This window comes from Spirillospora sp. NBC_01491 (assembly GCF_036227065.1).
Taxonomy (GTDB): domain Bacteria; phylum Actinomycetota; class Actinomycetes; order Streptosporangiales; family Streptosporangiaceae; genus Spirillospora; species Spirillospora xylanilytica.
In genome coordinates this window covers 2,288,708-2,307,473 of record NZ_CP109432.1, presented here as the reverse complement: position 1 = coordinate 2,307,473, position 18,766 = coordinate 2,288,708, and the positions used below count along the sequence as shown (strand labels likewise).

The 18,766-nt window shown below is 73.3% G+C and carries 19 protein-coding genes and 1 pseudogene; 7 read left to right on the top strand and 13 right to left on the bottom strand.

Annotated elements, in window-relative coordinates:
- Positions 1-97: 97 nt before the first annotated feature.
- The 8 genes from OHA34_RS10925 to OHA34_RS10890 all read right to left on the bottom strand — a co-directional run bounded on the left by OHA34_RS10925 (position 98) and on the right by OHA34_RS10890 (position 9,439).
- Positions 98-1,456: an FAD-dependent oxidoreductase gene (locus tag OHA34_RS10925; RefSeq protein WP_329521534.1), complete on the bottom strand. Its 1,359-nt coding sequence runs from the start codon at positions 1,454-1,456 to the stop codon at positions 98-100.
- Positions 1,457-1,495: 39 nt separating this feature from the next.
- Positions 1,496-2,992 (bottom strand): amino acid permease, encoded by a 1,497-nt coding sequence (locus OHA34_RS10920; RefSeq protein WP_329521533.1) that lies wholly within the window; start codon positions 2,990-2,992, stop codon positions 1,496-1,498.
- A 208-nt stretch (positions 2,993-3,200) separates the two neighbouring features.
- Positions 3,201-5,312 carry a 3-hydroxyacyl-CoA dehydrogenase NAD-binding domain-containing protein gene (locus OHA34_RS10915; RefSeq protein WP_329521532.1) on the bottom strand — a complete coding sequence of 704 codons (2,112 nt, stop codon included), beginning with the start codon at positions 5,310-5,312 and terminating at the stop codon, positions 3,201-3,203.
- A complete protein-coding gene (locus OHA34_RS10910; RefSeq protein ID WP_285940993.1) occupies positions 5,309-6,511 on the bottom strand; it encodes a thiolase family protein in 1,203 nt (400 codons plus the stop codon). The genes OHA34_RS10915 and OHA34_RS10910 overlap by 4 nt, the downstream gene beginning before the upstream one ends.
- Before the next feature lie 62 nt (positions 6,512-6,573).
- Positions 6,574-7,827 (bottom strand): sensor histidine kinase, encoded by a 1,254-nt coding sequence (locus OHA34_RS10905; protein WP_329521531.1) that lies wholly within the window; start codon positions 7,825-7,827, stop codon positions 6,574-6,576.
- Positions 7,824-8,477 carry a response regulator transcription factor gene (locus tag OHA34_RS10900; protein ID WP_329521530.1) on the bottom strand — a complete coding sequence of 218 codons (654 nt, stop codon included), beginning with the start codon at positions 8,475-8,477 and terminating at the stop codon, positions 7,824-7,826. The genes OHA34_RS10905 and OHA34_RS10900 overlap by 4 nt, the downstream gene beginning before the upstream one ends.
- Before the next feature lie 66 nt (positions 8,478-8,543).
- Entirely contained in the window at positions 8,544-9,083 is a 540-nt protein-coding gene (locus OHA34_RS10895) for a hypothetical protein (RefSeq protein ID WP_329521529.1), read from the bottom strand.
- A 23-nt stretch (positions 9,084-9,106) separates the two neighbouring features.
- Positions 9,107-9,439 (bottom strand): hypothetical protein, encoded by a 333-nt coding sequence (locus OHA34_RS10890; protein WP_285940989.1) that lies wholly within the window; start codon positions 9,437-9,439, stop codon positions 9,107-9,109.
- A 30-nt stretch (positions 9,440-9,469) separates the two neighbouring features.
- Between OHA34_RS10890 and OHA34_RS10885 the strand changes: the two genes are divergently transcribed.
- Positions 9,470-9,730 carry a hypothetical protein gene (locus OHA34_RS10885; RefSeq protein ID WP_285940988.1) on the top strand — a complete coding sequence of 87 codons (261 nt, stop codon included), beginning with the start codon at positions 9,470-9,472 and terminating at the stop codon, positions 9,728-9,730.
- Between the two features lie 38 nt (positions 9,731-9,768).
- On the top strand, positions 9,769-10,332 hold the full coding sequence (locus OHA34_RS10880) for a DUF7677 family protein (RefSeq protein WP_285940987.1): 564 nt from the start codon (positions 9,769-9,771) through the stop codon (positions 10,330-10,332).
- Positions 10,333-10,347: 15 nt separating this feature from the next.
- Here OHA34_RS10880 and OHA34_RS10875 read toward each other — a convergent pair.
- Positions 10,348-11,218 (bottom strand): annotated as a pseudogene (locus OHA34_RS10875) (IS5 family transposase).
- A 378-nt stretch (positions 11,219-11,596) separates the two neighbouring features.
- On the opposite strand from OHA34_RS10875, the gene OHA34_RS10870 reads away from it, so the two are divergent.
- The 5 genes from OHA34_RS10870 (at position 11,597) to OHA34_RS10850 (ending at position 15,278) form a co-directional block, all read left to right on the top strand.
- On the top strand, positions 11,597-11,956 hold the full coding sequence (locus tag OHA34_RS10870) for a hypothetical protein (RefSeq protein WP_285940986.1): 360 nt from the start codon (positions 11,597-11,599) through the stop codon (positions 11,954-11,956).
- Entirely contained in the window at positions 11,953-12,996 is a 1,044-nt protein-coding gene (locus OHA34_RS10865; protein ID WP_329521528.1) for a peptidoglycan-binding protein, read from the top strand. The genes OHA34_RS10870 and OHA34_RS10865 overlap by 4 nt, the downstream gene beginning before the upstream one ends.
- Positions 12,993-13,661 carry an ABC transporter ATP-binding protein gene (locus tag OHA34_RS10860; RefSeq protein ID WP_329521527.1) on the top strand — a complete coding sequence of 223 codons (669 nt, stop codon included), beginning with the start codon at positions 12,993-12,995 and terminating at the stop codon, positions 13,659-13,661. Before OHA34_RS10865 ends, OHA34_RS10860 begins: the two co-directional genes overlap by 4 nt.
- Positions 13,658-14,854, top strand: a complete 1,197-nt coding sequence (locus OHA34_RS10855) for an ABC transporter permease (RefSeq protein ID WP_285940983.1) — start codon at positions 13,658-13,660, stop codon at positions 14,852-14,854. The genes OHA34_RS10860 and OHA34_RS10855 overlap by 4 nt, the downstream gene beginning before the upstream one ends.
- Positions 14,855-14,918: 64 nt before the next feature.
- Complete coding sequence (locus OHA34_RS10850) at positions 14,919-15,278, top strand: hypothetical protein (protein WP_329522394.1); 360 nt, start codon at positions 14,919-14,921, stop codon at positions 15,276-15,278.
- A 7-nt stretch (positions 15,279-15,285) separates the two neighbouring features.
- On the opposite strand, the gene efeU is transcribed toward OHA34_RS10850, so the two are convergent.
- From efeU to OHA34_RS10830, 4 genes are all read right to left on the bottom strand, one after another.
- Positions 15,286-16,155 carry an iron uptake transporter permease EfeU gene (gene efeU / locus OHA34_RS10845; RefSeq protein ID WP_285940981.1) on the bottom strand — a complete coding sequence of 290 codons (870 nt, stop codon included), beginning with the start codon at positions 16,153-16,155 and terminating at the stop codon, positions 15,286-15,288.
- A gap of 166 nt (positions 16,156-16,321) precedes the next feature.
- Entirely contained in the window at positions 16,322-17,530 is a 1,209-nt protein-coding gene (locus OHA34_RS10840; protein ID WP_285941399.1) for a ribonuclease D, read from the bottom strand.
- Positions 17,531-17,690: 160 nt separating this feature from the next.
- A complete protein-coding gene (locus OHA34_RS10835; RefSeq protein ID WP_285940980.1) occupies positions 17,691-18,266 on the bottom strand; it encodes a DUF3000 domain-containing protein in 576 nt (191 codons plus the stop codon).
- A gap of 199 nt (positions 18,267-18,465) precedes the next feature.
- Positions 18,466-18,738, bottom strand: coding sequence for a hypothetical protein (locus OHA34_RS10830; protein WP_285940979.1), 273 nt, complete (start codon positions 18,736-18,738; stop codon positions 18,466-18,468).
- Between the last annotated feature and the right edge of the window lie 28 nt (positions 18,739-18,766).

Sequence of the window (18,766 nt, the reverse complement as noted above, 5' to 3'; positions counted from 1 at the left end):
CGAAGGCGAGCCCCACCGGCCAGATCGCGAAGCGATGCAGCGCTCGCACAAGCACGGTCGGCGCCCGAGCCGCCAGGCGAGGGCGCCGGGCCGGGCGTTAGTGAAACGGGTGGTAGGCGGAGCGCATCGCGTCCCAGCGGGCCAGCTTCACCCGCTCGCCGCGGTCGAGGGCGCGGGCGAGCGCGATCTCGGCGGCGTCGAGGTTGAGCCAGTCGGCGTAGGTGACGACCGGGAGACCGCGCGCCTTCAGCAGTTCCTCGACGGTGCGCTCCGGCCGGGGCCCGCCGGGGTCGAAGTCCTCCAGCAGGTTCCGGACGGTCTCGGCCGCGTCGGACTTGTTGGTGCCGACGACCCCGGTCGGGCCGCGCTTGATCCAGCCGGCCACGTACTCGCGGGGGACCGGGACGCCGCCCGGCCCGCTGATCCGGCCGCCCTCGTTGGGCACGACATGGGTCCGCTCGTCGAATGGGACGCCGTCCAGCGGGACGCTCTTGTAGCCGACCGAGCGCAGCACCAGGCCGACCGGCAGCGTCTCGTACTCGCCGGTTCCGGTCACCCGGCCGGTCTCGTCCGGCCGGGTCCGCTCCAGCCGCAGGCCCTCGACCCGGTCGGTGCCGAGGATCTCGACCGGCGCCCGCCAGAAGTGCACGTCGATGCGGCGCGGCCGGTCGCCGGCGGGCTCGCCGGTCCACCCGTTCAGCACCTTGATGTTGCCGCGCACGTGCCGGTCGGTCTCGGCGAGCTCGGCGCTGGCCGGGTCGAGGTCCATGTGCTCGGGGCGGACGTGGATCCCGGCAGCGGGCAGCTCGCCCAGCTCGCGGGCCTCCTTGGTGGTGAACTTGGCCTGCGCCGGGCCGCGCCGCCCGATCATGTGGACGCGGCGGACGCGGCTGTGCGACAGCGCCTCCAGGACCTGCTCGGGGACGTCGGTCTCGCGCAGCTCATCGACGGTCTTGGCCAGGATCCGGACCACGTCGACGGCGACGTTGCCGACGCCGATGACCGCGATCTCCTCGGTGGTCAGGTCGAACCGGTGGTCGGCGGCGTCGGGATGCCCGCAGTACCAGTTGACGAAGTCGGTGGCGGCGATGCTGCCGGGCAGGTCCTCGCCGGGCACACCGAGCCGCCGGTCGACCATCGCGCCGGTGGAGTAGATCACCGCGTCGTAGCAGGAGAGCAGGTCGGCGCGGGTCAGGTCGCGGCCGAGCTCGACGCCGCCGAAGAACCGGACGGCGGGGTGCTCCAGCACCCTCTGGAGGTAGCGGGCGATCGACTTGATCGACGTGTGGTCGGGCGCCACCCCGTACCGGACCAGCCCGTACGGCGTCGGCAGCCGGTCGAACACGTCCACCTGGACCTCGTCCCCGGCCTGCTTCACCAGGGCCTCGGCCGCGTACAGGCCCGCGGGGCCGGAGCCGATGATCGCGACGCGCACAGGATCTGCCATGGGGGCCATTGTGCCCACGCCCTTGGTAAAAGGACACAGTGAGTCAGGTCACGGTGCGTCGCGCGCCGCCCGCCGGGCCGTCCGGGCGCGCAGGTGGCTGTGCCGGTGCCCGTAGCCGAAGTAGATCACCGTGCCGATCGCCATCCAGGCCAGGAACCGCAGCCAGGTCTCCACCGGCAGGTTGACCATCACGAACAGGCAGGCCAGCACCGACAGGATCGGGATCCAGGGGACCAGCGGGGTGCGGAACGAGCGGGGCAGGTCGGGACGGGTGCGGCGCAGGATCAGCACGCCGATCGAGACGGTCAGGAAGGCGAACAGGGTGCCGATGTTGACCAGCTCGGCGAGCTTGGCGAGCGGGATGAACCCGGCGAGCGCGGCCACCACGACGCCCATGAGGACCGTGGACCGGTAGGGGGTGCCGAACCGCGGGTGGACGGCGGCCAGCCACTCGGGCAGCATCCCGTCCCGGCTCATCGCGAAGAAGATCCGGCTCTGGCCGAGCAGCAGGATCAGCACCACCGCGGTCAGCCCGGCGACCGCGCCGATGCTGATCACGGTGGCGAACACGGGGTGCCCGGCGGCCTTGAACGCGTCGGCGAGCGGGGCGGCGTCGCTGAGCCTGCGGTAGTCCTCCATCCCGACCACGACCAGGGAGACCGCGGCGTACAGCACGGCGGTGACCACCAGCGACCCGATCAGCCCGATCGGCAGGTCGCGCTGCGGCCGGCGGGACTCCTCGGCGGCGGTGGCGACGACGTCGAAGCCGATGTAGGCGAAGAAGACGATCGCGATGGCGGCGAAGATGCCGAGCCAGCCGTAGCTGACCGGGGTGATCCCGAACAGCACCTGGATCAGCGGCGCCGCCGCGCCCTCCACCGACGGGTTCGGCCGGGACGGCGGGATGAACGGGGTGTAGTTGGCGCCCTTGACGAGGAACAGCCCGGCCACGATCACCAGCAGCACCACGAACACCTTGATCGCCACGATCACCGCGTTCACCCGCGAGGAGATCTTGACGCCCAGCACCAGCAGGGCGGCGACCGCCACGACGAGCAGGACGGCCGGGACGTTGACCACGCCGCCGCCCTCGCCAGGCGGGTCGGAGAACGCGGCCGGGAGGGGCAGGCCGATGGTGTCCAGCAGCGAGGCGGCGTAGCCGGACCAGCCGACCGCGACGACCGCGGAGCCGAGCGCCAGCTCCAGGATGAGGTCCCAGCCGATGATCCAGGCGGGGAACTCGCCGAGCGTGGCGTAGGCGAAGGTGTAGGCCGACCCGGCGACCGGTACGGTGGAGGCGAACTCGGCATAGCACAGCGCCGCCAGCCCGCAGACGACGGCGGCCAGGACGAACGAGATCGCGACCGCCGGGCCGGCCTTGTCCTTGGCCACCTGCCCGGTCAGCACGAAGATGCCGGTGCCGATGATCACTCCGACCCCGAACACGACCAGGTCGAGCGCGGACAGGTCGCGGCGGAGCCGGTGCGCCGATTCCCGGGTGTCCCCGATCGACTGCTCGATCGACTTGGTGCGGAACAGGTTCACTCGGCGCTCCTCCCGGCCGGGACGGCCCGTCGCAGGAGTGATCACCGGATCGGGTCGGCCGAAACCAGCGACCGACCGGATCATGCCGGTAAAAGAGGAACCTCCGCCCCTGAAGGGGGACGTCGGAGCCGCGCGGGGCCGGGAGGGTCGTCGGCTGCCCGGTCCCGCGCAGCCGTCATCGGCCGCGCGGGACCGGGCGGTGCCGCTGTCAGGGCAGGGAGGCGACCCCCGGCTCGAGGAAGCGGGCGCCGGTCACCTTCTCGGCGACGCCCGACCGGTCCAGGTACGGGGTGATGCCGCCCAGGTGGAAAGGCCAGCCGGCGCCGAGCAGCATGCACAGGTCGATGTCCTGCGCCGCCGCGACCACGCCCTCGTCCAGCATGATCCCGATCTCCTCGGCGAGCGCGTCCAGGGCGCGCGCCAGCACCTGCTCCTCGGTGGACGGAGCGGTCCCGCCGGAGAAGATCTCCACCACCTCGGGGTCGAGGGTGAAGTCGGGCCGGTACACCCCGGTCTTGCCCGCCGCGACCATCCTCGCCAGGTTGTCCGACAGCGGGAACCGCTCGGGGAACGCGCCGTGCAGCGTCTGGTTCACGTGCAGGGCGATGGCCGGGCCGACCAGGCCCATCAGCACGAACGGCGGCATCGGCAGCCCGAGCGGCGCCGCGGCGCGCTCGGCCACCTCGATGGGCGTGCCCTCGTCCACGGTCTGGACGATCTCGGCCAGCAGCCGCAGCAGCACCCGGTTGGCCACGAACGCCGGGGCGTCCTTGACCAGCACGCACGACTTCTTGAGCCGCTTGCCGACGGCGAACGCGGTGGCCAGCGTCGCGTCGTCGGTCCGCCCGCCGCGGACGATCTCCAGCAGCGGCAGCACCGCGACCGGGTTGAAGAAGTGGAAGCCGACGACCCGCTCGGGGTGCCTCAGCCCGGCGGCCATCTCGCCGACCGGCAGCGAGGAGGTGTTGGTCGCCAGCACGCAGTCGGCCGAGACGTGCTCCTCGACCTCGGCGAACACCTTCCGCTTGACCGACATCTCCTCGAAGACGGCCTCGATCACGAAGTCGGCGTCGGCGAAGGCGTCCTTGGTGAGCGAACCGGTGATCAGCGACGTGAGCCGGTTGGCCTGGTCGGCCGAGATCCGGCCCTTGGCGAGCAGCTTGCCGATCTCGCCGTGCGCGGACCCGACGCCCTTGTCCAGCCGCTCCCGGTCGAGGTCGGTCAGCACGACCGGGACCTCCAGGCGCCGCGCGAACAGCAGCGCGAGCTGGCTCGCCATCAGCCCGGCGCCGACGACGCCGACCTTGGTGACCGGGCGGGCCAGCGCCTTGTCGGGGGCGCCGGCGGGCCGTTTGGCGCGCTTCTGGGTGAGGTCGAAGGCGTAGAGCCCGGCGCGCAGCTCGTCGCTCATGATGAGGTCGGCCAGCGCCTCGTCCTCGGCGGCGAAGCCCTCGTCGCGGGTCCGGTCCTTGGCCGCGGCGACCAGGTCGAGCGCGCGGACGAAGGAGGGCGCCGCGCCGTGCAGCCTGCCGTCCAGGTTCCAGCGCGCCATCGCGACGGCGTCGTCCCAGCCCTTGCCCTTGTCGGGCTCGGGGCGGCGGACGGCCAGCGCGCCGGTCAGGACGCGCGCGGTCCAGGTGAGCGACTCCTCCAGGAAGTCGGCCGAGTCGAAGATCGCGTCGGCGATGCCGAGCTCGTACGCCTGCCGGCCCTTGAGCATCCGGTTCTGCGCGAGCGGGTTGTCGATGATGACCTTGAGCGCCCGCTCCGCGCCGATCAGGTTGGGCAGCAGGTAGGTGCCGCCCCAGCCGGGCACCAGCCCGAGGAACGCCTCGGGCAGCGCGAACGCCGGGACGCCCGCCGAGACGGTGCGGTAGGTGCAGTGCAGCCCAATCTCGACGCCACCGCCCATCGCCGCGCCGTTGTAGTAGGCGAACGAGGGGACCTTCAGCTCGCCGAGCCGCCGGAACACCTCGTGCCCGAGCCGGCCGATCAGTCGGGCCTCGTCCCGGTTCTCCAGGGCGGCGACGCCCTTGAGGTCCGCGCCGACCGCGAAGACGAACGGCTTGCCGGTCACGGCCACGGCGACGATGTCGTCCCGCTCCGCGACCTGGTCGAGGGCGTCGTTCAGCGCGAGCAGGCCGCGCGGCCCGAAGGTGCTGGGTCTGGTGTGGTCGTGCCCGTTGTCGAGGGTGATCAGCGCCGCCCGGCCCGCGCCGAGCGGCAGCTCCACGTCGCGGACGCGGGCGTGCGTGACCACCTCGTCCGGGCTGCGGTTCTCGCTCGCCAGGAGCGAGCGCCACGTCTCCGCGCTGCTCACTTGGACCCCTCCCAGTTCACGTTCTCCCAGAGGACGGTGCCGCCCATGCCCATGCCGACGCACATCGTGGTGATGCCGTAGCGGACGTCCGCGCGCTCCTCGAACAGCCGGGAGAGCTGGTTCATCAGCCGCACGCCGGACGAGGCGAGCGGGTGGCCGACCGCGATCGCGCCGCCCCACGGGTTCACCCGCGCGTCGTCGTCGGCGATCTTGAAGTGCTCCAGGAAGGCCAGCACCTGGACGGCGAACGCCTCGTTGATCTCGATCAGGCCGATGTCGTCCATGGTCAGCGCGTTGCGGCTGAGCAGCCGCTCGGTGGCCGGCACCGGGCCGACGCCCATCACCTCGGGCTCCACGCCGGCGAAGGAGAAGTCCACCAGCCGCATCCGGGGCGTCAGCCCGAGCTCGCGGGCGACGTCCTCGGCGGCGAGCAGGCACGCGGTGGCGCCGTCGTTCAGGCCGGCGGCGTTGCCCGCGGTCACGTTGCCGTGCACCCGGAACGGGGTCTTCAGCGCGGCGAGGCTCTCCAGCGTGGTGCCGGGGCGCGGCGGCTCGTCCTCGGTGGCCAGGCCCCAGCCCTTGTCGGCGGACCGGATCGCGGTCGGCACCAGGTCGGGCTGGACCCGTCCGGCGGCGTAGGCGGCGGCCAGCTTCTGCTGGCTGCGCACCGCGTACGCGTCGGCGCGCTCCTTGGTGATCTCGGGGAACCGGTCGTGCAGGTTCTCCGCGGTCGAGCCCATGACCAGCGCGGACGGGTCGACCAGCCGGTCGGCCAGGAACCGCGGGTTCGGGTCGACGCCCTCGCCCATCGGGTGCCGGCCCATGTGCTCGACGCCGCCCGCGACGACCACGTCGTAGGAGCCGAACGAGATGCCGGCGCCCGCGGTGGTCACGGCGGTCATCGCGCCCGCGCACATCCGGTCGATCGCGTACCCGGGGACGCTCTTGGGCAGCCCGGCGAGCACGGCGGCGGACCGGCCGATGGTCAGGCCCTGGTCGCCGGTCTGGGTGGTGGCGGCGATCGCGACCTCGTCCACCCGCTCGGGCGGCAGGGACGGGTTGCGGCGCATCAGCTCGCGGATCGCGCGGACGATCAGGTCGTCCGCGCGGGTCTCCGCGTACAGGCCCTTCGGGCCCGCCTTGCCGAACGGCGTGCGTACGCCGTCGACGAATACGACGTCGCGTGCGGTGCGAGGCACGGTCGTCCCTTCTGGAGCGGTGGTGGTCGAGAGTGACGCTACTCGCTGGTAACCCGCTCATTCTACTCGTCAGTAACCACTGACCCGGGGCCGGGATCCCCGGGCCCTCGTCCGCCAGGGGCGGACCGGCCCGAGGGGACGGGCACGCCCGCGTCCACCGGCGCCGCCGGGATCCGGACGGTGATGGCCAGGCCGCCGTCCTCGCGCGCCACCGTCTCGACCGTCCCGCCGTGCGCCGTCACCACCGCCCGGACGATCGACAGCCCGAGCCCCGCCCCGTCCGCCGACCCGACCCGGTCGGCGCGGAGCCGGCGGAACGGCTCGAAGATCGTGTCCAGCTCGTAGGAGGGGACGGGCCGTCCCGTGTTGGCCACCCGCAGCACCGCCATGCCGTCCCGCTCACCCGTCCTGATCCAGACCCGCCCGCCCGGCACGTTGTACTTCAGCGCGTTCTCCAGCAGGTTGACCGCGCAGCGCTCCAGCAGCACCGGGTCGCCCGCCACCGCGGCGGGCCCGAGGCGCGCCTCCACGTCGATCTCGTCCGACAGCCCGTCCACCTGGTCGAGCGCGCTGGTCACCACGTCCGCCAGGGGCGTGCCGGCCCTGGTCTGGAGCTCGCGCTCGGACCGGGCGAGCAGGAGCAGCCCCTCGATCAGCCGCTCGTGCCGCGCGGTGTTGCCGAGCAGCACGTCGGCCAGCACCTTGGTCTCCGGCGGGCTCCTCCGGCTCGCCAGCGCGACCTCCAGCACCGTCCGGTTGATGGTCAGCGGCGTCCGCAGCTCGTGCGAGGCGTTCGCCACGAACCGCCGCTGCGAGTCGAACGCGCGGTGCAGCCGGTCGAGCATCCGGTCGAAGGTGTCGGCCAGGTCCTTGATCTCGTCCTGCGGGCCCGCCAGCGCGATCCGCTCGTGCAGGTTGCTCTCCGACAGCCGCCGCGCCGTCGCGGTGACTGTGTGCAGCGGCCGGAGCAGCCGCCCCGCCACCACGTACCCGATGCCGACCCCGACGACCCCCAGCACCAGCAGTAGCACCAGCGAGCTCTGCAAGAGCTGCTCCAGGACGTCGTGCTTCTGCCGGTCGAGCTGCCGCTCCGCCGTGGCCTTCACCGCCAGCAGCCCCTCGATCCGGTCCAGGGGCACCGCGGGCCGGACGATCTGCGTGGTCGCCGCCCGGGAGATCGGCGCGGAGGTCAGCCGCGTCTCCATCGCGCGCACCGTGAGCAGATACGTCACCGCGACCAGCGCGCTCGCCGTCACCAGGAACAGCGACCCGTACACCAGCGTCAGCCGGGCCCGCACGCTCAGCCGCACCGTCACAGCCGGTACCCCGATCCGGTCACGGTCTCGATCAGCGGCGGACCGCCCAGCTTGCGGCGCAGCGTCGCCATGGTGACCCGGACGATGTTGCTGAACGGGTCGATGTTCTCGTCCCAGGCGTGCTCCAGCAGCCGCTCGGCGCTCACCACCCCGCCCTCGGCGCGCAGCAGCTCCTCCAGCACGGTGAACTCCTTCTTGGTGAGCCGCAGCTCCCGGCCCTCCCGCGCGACCCGGCGCCGGTGCGGGTCCAGCCGGATCCCGCGCCGCTCCAGGACGGGCGGCACCGGCGGCCCCGACCTGCGCGACAGCGCCCGCACCCGCGCGACCAGCTCGCCGAACACGAACGGCTTGGGCAGGTAGTCGTCGGCGCCGAGCGCCAGGCCGTCCACCCGCTCGTCCACCTCGCCTGCGGCGGTCAGCATCAGGATCCGCCCGGCGTGCCGCCGTCCCACCAGGTCGCGGCACACCTCGTCGCCGTGCACCGTGGGCAGGTCCCGGTCCAGCACGATCACGTCGTACTCGGTGTACGCGGCGCGCTCCAGCGCGGCGTCGCCGTCGTAGACCACGTCGACGGCCATCGCCTCCTCGCGCAGCCCCTCGGCGATCGTGTCCGCCAGCACCCGCTCGTCCTCGACGATCAGTACGCGCATCCGCCCCCCTCCCGGCCTGTTCGCCCGAGCATGGAGGAGTGGACGTTAAACCGGGGTAAGCCGGGCTCAGCGCCGCCGAACCCCGCGCGGCCAGACCTCCAGGATCCGCTCCGCCGTCGCGCCGACGGTCCCGGACGTCGTGTCGAGCGTGAGTGTCCCCGGCGGATCGGACCGCGCGATCACCGCGAGCTGCGCCGTCGTCCTGGCGAGCTGCGCCTGCGCCCCCGACCCGATCTCCCGCCGCTCGATCCGTTCGGCCAGCGCGGGCAGCCCCGCGGTCAGCCGCACCGCCGTCACGTCCGCCCCCGGCACCGCCGCCGTGATCCACTCCAGATCCGCGGTCAGCTCCGCGAACACCCCCATGACGATGAGCCGGGTGTGCCCCAGCCCGGCGAAGTTCCCCCAGAGCGCCGCCAGGTTGCGCCGCGACAGCTCCCCGGGCCCGAGCCCGGCCGGCGGCCACGGATGCACCCGGTCCAGCTCGTCCGAATCGATCATCGCGTGCGCCACGTCCAGCTCGGCGAGCCGGTGCCCGACCTCGAACCCGGTCACCGTCTTCCCCACGCCCGCCGCCCCGCAGACCACCAGCATCTCGATCTTCGACATCCCCCCATCCTCCCGTCCGGGGGTCACGCCCGGAACTCTCCGGCCGGACTGCTGATGCCGACCGGACCGGCCTCGGCGGTACCGGGCTCGGGCAGCGTCCGGAACAGCAGCCAGCTCAGCGCGGGCATCACGATCAGCGGCGCGAGCGCCACCTGGAGGGAGGCGGCGTCGGCGACCCCGCCGATGAGGGGGCCGGCCAGGCCGCCGACGCTGACGGTCAGCCCGAGCGTGATGCCGCTGGCGGTGCCGATGCGGCTGGGAAGGTAGTCCTGGCCGAGCGTGACCTGGAGCGAGAAGGGGACGTAGAGGCCGACGGACGTCAGCCCCAATGGCGCACCCAGCTGCGCCTCCACCACGCCCTGCTCCTGCTGGCCGAGGACACCCCGGTGACCACCGTGGCGCACACCTGCGGCTGGTCGACGGCCAGCGCCTTCATAGCCGTCTTCCGCCGAGTCTTCGGACACACTCCCGGAACACACCAGCACCAATGCCCCGGATCGTCGTCGCGGGTGAACGGGCCCGCGGCGACGGGCCTGGTGCGAGCGTGGCGCACCACTACCTCTGGCGACGCTGACCGCCCCACAGCCCAGGACAACGGCAAGGTCGGGAACCGGCCACGTCCGTCGGCTGGTGTAATCATGCGGTGAGTGGCATACGACAACTTCCACCCGGCTTGCGGAGCGATTTGCGGCACTTCGCCTATTACTTGGGTAACGGCACGCTGCTCTGCCCCGGGTATGACTGCCTCGACTACGACGAGGTCGTCACGCGTTATGACGACACGGTCGGGCGGTTGTTCGCCATCTTGCTCGACGACTATCACCGTCCGCTGGATGACGAAGGGGTGGATTCACGCGCTGACGACGACCGGGTAAGAGCGTGGCTCGCGGCTGAGTGCGACCCGGCACGCTATGAGGCCCCTCCGCTGAGCGATGCCGGGCTTCGTCTCTCAGGGTTCGATGAAGGATGGAAGGACGCGGTCGTGGCGTTCGCCCGCAAGCTTGGACGCGGCACTCTCGCCCCGGAAGTACTGGAGGGGATCGATTATGTGCCCTATCTGGTCGAGGGTGGATCCCTGCCGGAGGATGTCGTCACGGTGTTCGCCAATGTGCTGAAGGTCGATTCGGACGGGACGCCGGCCGACGCAAGCCACGCCGAACGTCGAGCCGCACAGAAGTTGCGGGAGTGGCTCGAGCACGACTACCGGCCGGATCCACCGATGGAGGTCTGGGAGTTCGAACTCGTCTAGGGCCTGTCCGGTGGATCATGTGTTGATCCATAGCAGGGCTGTGACCAGGGTGATCGCGGCTTGATAGTTGCGGGCGAGTTTGTCGTAGCGGGTGGCGATGCCGCGCCATTGCTTGAGTCGGCCGATGCAGCGTTCGACGACGTTGCGGCGCCGGTAGACGGCGGGGTCGAAGGCCGGTGGGCGTCCGCCGAGGGTTCCGCGGCGGGCGCGTCCGGCCTTCTGGTCGGCGCGTTCGGGGATGGTGGTGCCGATCCCGCGGTCGCGTAGCGACCGGCGGATCGCGGCCGAGCTGTAGGCCTTGTCCGCGATGACCCGGTCGGGCCGGCACCGCGGACGGCCCGGGCCGGGCCGCGATACCCGTATCGCCGCCAGGACGTGCGGGAAGGCAGTGCAGTCGTTGATGTTCCCGGCGGTGAGCACGATCGACAGCGGCAGGCCACGGCCGTCGACGGCCAGGTGGATCTTGGTGGTCAGCCCGCCTCGGGACCGTCCAAGAGCCTGCCCCACTCCATCGGCCGACCGGTTTGTCCGGCCGAGTGCCCCTTTTGCGGGCACCAGTGGCGTGCTGGTGGGCCCGCACGATGGTCGAGTCGACGCTGACACTCCAGTCGATCCGCCCGACGGCGTCATCATGGACCTGTACATGCGCCAGGATCCGGTCGAAGGTGCCATCGGCGGCCCACCGCCGATAACGCTCATAAACGGTCTTCCAGTTGCCGTACCGCTCGGGCAGATCCCGCCACGGGGCACCGGTGGCCAGCTTCCACAAGATCCCGTCCAACACCCTCCGATGGTCCAGCCACCGGCCACCCCGGCCAGCCCGAACAGGCAGAAGAGGTTCGATCCGCCGCCAGGCGGCATCGGTCAACTCATGACGACGCACCATGACACATCATCAAAGACCACACCCGAGATCACCCACAGCCGAACACAAAGATCCACCGGACAGGCCCTAGGGCCGGAGCACGCATGTGTGTTCTGTCGCGAGGCGAGGCAGAGGGCCGCCGCCGACCTCGCCGGAGGCGGCACGGCTAATGCACGTTTAACCCTGGGGTGGGTGTGATGGCTTCTTGTCGGGGTGTGTGGCCCTGGCGGAGAGGGAGCTATGCGGGGTCGGGTGTGGGTTCTCGTGGTGCCGGTGCTGCTGGGGGTTGCGGGTTGTGGGGGAGGGGACGGGGGCGGTGGGGTCGCCAGCGCCGGGGGGACGGGGGCCAAGGGGGCCTCGGCGGCTCCGTCGAAGTCGCTGAGCCCGGAGGACGCGCGGTTGAAGTTCGCGCAGTGCATGCGGCAGAACGGGGTCGATGTGCCCGATCCGGGGAGTGGGGGCGCCGGCCAGACGATGCGGCTGGGTGGGAAGGGGACCGACCGGGCCGCGTTGCAGGCGGCGATGAAGAAGTGCCAGCCGTACTTGCAGGCCGGCGGGAAGATGCCGGACATGAAGGATCCCAAGGTCCGGGATCAGTACATCAAGTTCGCCCAGTGCATGCGGAAGAACGGGGTGGACATGCCCGACCCGAAGCCCGACGGGGGGATGGCGTTGCCGGCGCAGGCCGGTGACCGGGCGAAGGTCGAGAAGGCGGGCAAGGCGTGCAAGGGCGTTCTGGCCGGGGCGGGCGGACGATGAGGAAGGTGCTGGTGGTCGGGGCCGCCGTGACCGTGGTGGCGGCGGGTGGCGCGGCGGTGGCGCTGAGCGGGGGAGGGGGCGGCGGCGAGGCGCATGCTGCGGCGCTCGGCACCGCGACGGTGTCCAGGGGCGACCTCGTGGATTCGGAGAAGGTCGACGGGACGCTCACCTTTGAGGACGAGCGGCAGGTGCGGACGGGGGCGTCCGGCACGGTCACCGCGGCGCCCAAGGAGGGACGGACCGTCAAGCGCGGCAGGACCCTGCTGCGGGTGGACGGCGAGCCGGTGACCCTGATGTACGGCGCCGTGCCGATGTACCGGACGCTGGCGCGCGGCGTGTCCGGCGGCGTGGACGTGGAGCAGCTCGAACGGAACCTGCGGGCTCTCGGCTACGGCGGCGGCCTGACGGTGGACGAGGAGTTCACCGGGGCGACGGCGGACGCCGTCCGGGAGTGGCAGGACGACCGGGGGCTCGCGGAGAGCGGCTCGGTGGACGCGGCGCAGGTGGTGTTCCTGCCCGGGGCCGTGCGGGTGAAGGAGGTGCGGGCCCCGGAGGGGGCGCGGACCGCGGGCGGGCAGCCGGTGCTGACCGTGACGGGCACCCGCCAGGTCGTCCACCTGGATCTGGACGCCGGCAAGCAGGACCTGGCGCGCAAGGGGGCCAGGGTGGGCGTCGAGCTGCCCGGCGGGAAGGGCGCGGAGGGGCGGATCTCCGATGTGGGCTCGGTGGCGCGCAGGACCGGGACCGGGCAGGACGCCAAGACCACCCTGGACGTCGAGATCACGCTGGTGAAGGGCGCGGGCGGCGGGCTGGACCAGGCGCCGGTCACGGTCGCGCTGGAGAGCGAGCGCCGCGAGGGCGTGCTGTCGGTGCCGGTCGAGGCGCTGCTGGCGCTGCGCGAGGGCGGCTTCGGGGTGGAGGTCGTGGAGGGCTCGGCGCGCCGGATCGTGCCGGTGACCACGGGGGCCTTCGGCGGCGGACGGGTCGAGGTCGGCGGCGCGGTCCGCGCGGGCATGAAGGTCGGGGTGCCCGCCACGTGAACATCATCGAGCTGGCCGGGGTGACCAAGGAGTATCCGGGCGGGGTGGCCGCGCTGCGCGGCGTCGACCTGGCCGTCGCGCGGGGGGAGCTGACCGCGATCGTGGGGCCGTCCGGGTCGGGCAAGTCCACCCTGCTGCACATGATCGGGACGCTGGACCGGCCCACCGCCGGGACGGTCCGGATCGCCGGGCACGATGTCGCGGCGCTGAGCGACCGGGAGCTGTCGGCGCTGCGGGCGCGGCACATCGGGTTCGTCTTCCAGCAGTTCCACCTGGCGGACGGGGTCAGTGCGCTCGACAACGTCGCCGACGGGCTCCTCTACGCGGGCGCGGGCCTGAGGGAGCGGCGGGAACGGGCCGCGCGGGCGCTGGACCGGGTCGGGCTCGGCGGACGGGTCCGGCATCGGCCGAACCAGCTCTCGGGCGGCGAGCGGCAGCGGGTGGCGGTCGCGCGGGCCGTGGTCGGCGAGCCCGACCTGGTGCTGGCCGACGAGCCCACCGGGAACCTGGACTCGGCCGCGGGCGCCGAGGTGATGGAGCTGCTCGGCGGCCTGCACCGGTCCGGCACCACGGTGGCGATCATCACGCACGACCCGGAGGTGGCCGCGCTCGCGCCGCGCCGGGTGCGGGTCCGCGACGGGCTGATCGTGGACGGCGCCCGGTGAGCGCCCCGGGGCTCACCCCGGCCCGGCTCGGCGGCCGGGACGTGGTGCGGGTCGGGTTCGGCGGGCTGCGCGCACGGCCGGCGCGGGCGGTGCTGTCGGCGCTCGGAATCGCGATCGGCATCGCGACGATGGTCGCGGTGATCGGCATCTCCTCGTCCAGCAAGGAGGAGCTGCTCCGCCGGATCGACCGGCTCGGCACCAACCTGCTGACCGTCACGCCGGGCGACACGCTGTTCGGCGAGGGCGCCGAGCTGCCCGCGTCGGCCCCGGCGATGGTCGCCCGGATCGGGCCGGTCACCGCGGTCGGCGCGACGGGCGCGACGGATGCCACGGTGCGGCGCACCGACCGGATCCCGAAGGAGGTGACCGGGGGCATCGCGGTGCAGGCGGCCACGCCGGAGCTGCTGCGGACGCTGGACGCGACGGTCCGCTCGGGCGGCTGGCTCAACGCGGGCACCGCCCGCCACCCCGGCGTGGTGCTCGGTTCGGAGGCCGCGCGGCGGCTCGGCTTCGACCGGGCGGGCGGACGGGTGTGGCTCGGCGGACGCTGGTTCACCGTGCTCGGCGTGCTGGACCCGGCCGGGCTGGCGCCGGAGATCGACCGGTCGGCGCTGGTCGGCTGGGAGGCGGCGCGGCGCCACCTCGGGTTCGGCGGCCGTCCGACGACCGTGTACGAGCGGTCGGCGGACGCCTCGGTGGCCGCCGTCCGCGACGTCCTGGCCCGGACGGTCAACCCGGAGAACCCCGAGGAGGTCCAGGTGAGCCGGCCCTCGGACGCGCTGGAGGCCAGGGCCGCGGCGGCGGGCGCGTTCACCGGCCTGCTGCTCGGGCTCGGCGCGGTCGCGCTGCTGGTCGGCGGGGTCGGGGTGGCCAACACGATGGTGATCTCGGTGCTGGAACGGCGCCGCGAGATCGGGCTGCGCCGGTCCCTCGGCGCGACCCGGGGGCAGGTGCGGGTGCAGTTCCTGGCCGAGTCGCTGCTGCTGTCGGCGTTCGGCGGCGTCGCCGGCGTGCTGCTCGGGACGGCGGTGACCGTGGGGTTCACGCTCTACCGGGGGTGGCCGCCGGTGGTGCCGGGGTGGGCGCTCGGCGGGGCGCTCGCGGCGACCCTCGCGATCGGCGCCGTGGCGGGCCTCTACCCGGCGATGCGGGCGGCCCGCCTGCCGCCGACCACGGCTCTGGCCACGGTCTGACGACCGGTGCATGATTGGGACGGACGACGACATCCCGACCCGGGGGAGGTGCCCCGCCTTGCCGGTGCCACGCCCGCTCCGCGACCGCTGCCGCGATTTCCTCGGGATCGACGGGGAGATCCGCTACATCTTCCCGGCGATGGCGGGCGGTGGCGGCGGCGGCACCTTCGTCTTCGTCGTCACCGGCGACCAGATCGCGGTGATCTCGACCGGCCCGTTCGCGCGCGGGACGCCCAAGAGCGTCTGGGGCAGCTACCCGCGGGGTACCCGCATCGGCCCGGTCGAGACCGGCTCCGGCGCCACCTTCGAGTTCGCCGGCGCCGAGTTCGAGGTGGACGACGAGTACGCCGCGGTCATCAACGCCGCCGACGCCGAGGTGTTCGCCCGCGACAGCCTCCCGCGGGACCCGCTCCCCGACCTGTGACAGCGGGTCAGGACGACGGCGAGGGGGACGCCCCGGCGGGCGCGGCGGGGGCCGGCCTGGACGGTGCGGCAGGGCGCAGGAACAGCGCCATGACCGGCACCAGGTAGGCCGCCCACATGGCGAGCTGGAGCCAGGTGATCTGCGGGGTGACGTTGAGGACGCCCTGGAACAGCGTCTGCGCCCAGTCGCCCGCGGTGCCGAACTTGGCGAAGAACACGTGCGGCTCCAGCGCCACCGCGTTCAGGCCGGGCACCACCTCGGCCTCCTGGAGGTCATGGAACCCGTACCCGAACACGCCGGCGGCGACCACGATGAGCGCCGCCCCCGTCCAGGTGAAGAAGCGCTTGAGGTTGAGGCTGAGGCCGCCGAGGTAGAGCAGGTAGCCGAGCACGACCGCGACGGCCAGCCCGCCGACGGCGCCGACGATCGGCTGGACGGCGCCGTCCGCGGAGTTGGTGATGTTGGTCCACAGGAACAGGGCGGTCTCCAGCCCCTCCCGCCCGACCGCGAGGAACGCCACGGTCGCGAGGGCGACCGGGCCGACGTTCAGCGCGCCCTCCAGCCGTCCCTCCAGCTCGGCCTTCATGAACCGGGCCGTCTTGCGCATCCAGAAGACCATCCAGGTGACCAGGCCGACCGCGATGATCGACAGCACCCCGCCGAACAGCTCCTGCGTCTTGAACTGCATCTCCGAGGACGCGGCGCTCAGCGCGATGCCGAACCCGACGCTGAGCACGATGGCGAGCCCGACGCCCGCCCACACCGGGGCGAGCGCCCCGCGGTGGCCGCTCTTGACCAGGTAGGCGATCAGGATGCTGACGACCAGCGCGGCCTCCAGCCCCTCGCGCAGGCCGATGAGGAAATTGCCCAGGACCATCGCAGGCTCCTCGGACTCGGGCCTCGGGGCAGTGTCCCGGGGGCGAACGGACTCTCGCACGTGCCGGCGCACGCGGATTAGGCAAAGCTAACCTAAGCCAGTGTGGGCCGGTCCGGCGGCCCCCGCAAGGCCCGTCCGGGACGCTCCCCGCGCCGCGCGCGCGGGATCACTCGCCCGCGTCGTCCTCCTCCAGCTCGACGAACGCCGCGGCGATCGGCTGCGCCACCAGGCCGACCTGCCAGTCGCGCGCGCCGAGGCCCCGCAGCGCGGCGGCGACCGCCGTCGCGGAGACGTCGCTCGGCGGCGTCCAGGCCAGGCGGCGCACCGAGTCGGGCTGCATCAGGTTCTCGGACGGCATCGTGTGCGCGTCGGCGAGCGAGGCGATCACGGCCCGCGCGGCGGTGAGCCGCTTGGCCGCCTCGGGGTCGCGCTCGGCCCAGCGGTGCGCGGGCGGCGGCCCGTCGCCGGGCAGGTTGGCCTCGGGCAGCGCCTTGTCGGGCAGGCCCTTGGCCCGCGACACCGCGCGCAGCCACGCCGACTGGTGCCGCCGGGCGCCGCGTCCGCGCATGGTCGACAGGGCCTGGAGCTCGGCCGGGGTCTTGGGCGGGTGCAGCGCCAGGTCGACGATCCCGGCGTCCTGGAGCACCCGGCCGGGGGACAGGTCGCGCTCGCGGGCGATCCGGTCGCGCGCCTCCCACACCTCCCGGACGGTCGCCAGGGCCCGCCGGTTGCGGACGCGGTGGATGCCGGACGTGCGGCGCCACGGGTCGGCGCGCGGCGGCTTGGGCGGCGTCGCCAGGATCGCGGCGAACTCCTCCAGCGCCCACTCGAGCTTGCCGGTCTCCTCCAGCTCCGCCTCCAGCGCGTCGCGCAGCTCGACCAGCAGCTCGACGTCGAGCGCCGCGTAGCGGAGCCAGTCCTCGGGGAGGGGGCGGGTCGACCAGTCGGCCGCCGAATGCCCCTTCTCCAGGACGAACCCGAGCACGTTCTCGACCATCGAGCCGAGCCCGACCCGCGGATAGCCGAGCAGCCGCCCGGCCAGTTCGGTGTCGAACAGCCGGCGGGGCACCAGCCCCACCTCGGCCAGGCACGGCAGGTCCTGGTTGGCGGCGTGCAGCACCATCTCGGTGCCCGCCAGCGCCGCGTCCAGGCCGGACAGGTCGGGACAGCCGACCGGGTCGATCAGCGCCGTGCCCGCCCCGGCCCGGCGGAGCTGGATCAGGTAGGCGCGCTGGCCGTAGCGGTAGCCGGACGCGCGCTCGGCGTCGACCGCGACGGGGCCGGTGCCGGCCGCGAACGCGGCGATGACGCGTTCGAGCCCGTCGCCGTCGACCACGACGGGCGGTACGCCCTCGCGCGGTTCGAGCAGCGGCACGGCCGTTCGCTCGGCCTGCTCGCTCGCTGCGGTCTCCTCTGCCCCCGGGCCCTGGTCAGGGCCGGTGGCGCGTGTATCGGACACTCCCACGGTTCCCGCGTTCTCCCCGGCCGCCTCGGTTTCGGACGTTGTGCTACCCACGCCCCCTACCGTACGTCTCTCAGCCGCCGGCCCCGCCGGGGCGGTCGGGCAGCGCCGAGACCCCGGCGGGCGGCAGGCCCGCCGTCGTGCACATGACCTCGCACCACGCGGTCACGTGACCAGCGAGATCCTCCCCGGTCGGGGACCACGAGGCGCGCAGTTCGAGCTCGGTGGTGGACGGCTCGTCGCGCTTGTCGCCGAAGCTCTCGGAGACCGCGCGGGTGATCGTCCCCGACTCGCCCGCGTACCCGGCGGGCTCCAGCGCCTCCAGCAGCCAGCTCCACGCGACCGAGCCGATCAGCTCGTCGGCGGCGATCTCGGGCTCCAGGTCGGCCCGGATGTAGGCCACGATCCGGAAACCGCCGGTCCAGCCCTGGCGGCCCTCGGGGTCGTACAGGACGATCAGCCGGCCGGTGGCGATCTCGGTCTCGCCGTCGCCGCCGTCGCGGTAGACGCTGCCGGACATGGCCGCCGCGTACGGCGCGAGCCGCTGCGGCGCGGGCATGTCCTCCAGGTCGAGCTCCGGTCGCGGGCCGGGGCCGTCCAGAATCGCGCGCAGCGTGTCGACGGCCCGTTGGAACGGGGGTGGATTCATGGGGAGACCGGCCGATGTGCGGGCTTGCGCCGCGGTGCGGCCCGGCCGGAGCGACTGCGCCCCGGCCGCGGCGACGGGTGGGACAGGTGGGGCCGGAGGGGCCGGTGGGACGGTGCCGGGCGCGGAGCCGGGCACGGCGACGGGGGGTGAAGGCGGGGATGCAGGCACGGCACAGGTTTCGTCTCGGGGGCCGGGGCGTTCAGGCCACGGCCCGCGCGGAAGTGGTCCGGCCGGAGGCGGGCGTGCCGATCAGGGCGGGCACGCCGTGCACGGTGGGGGTGCCGGAGGTGGTGGTGATGCCGGGGAGGGGGCCCGTGACGGCGCCCGCGATGACGGGGACGACCGGCGGCAGGCCGATCAGGACGGCGGTGCCGCACTCGGCGCAGAACCGCTCTGGGCAGTCCGGACCATGCCCGTCGGGGCAGGGCGGTTGCTCGAAGAGGCGCTCATCACCGCAGGTGGAGCAGTACAAGGGGGAACCTCCCTCGGCTATGACACGC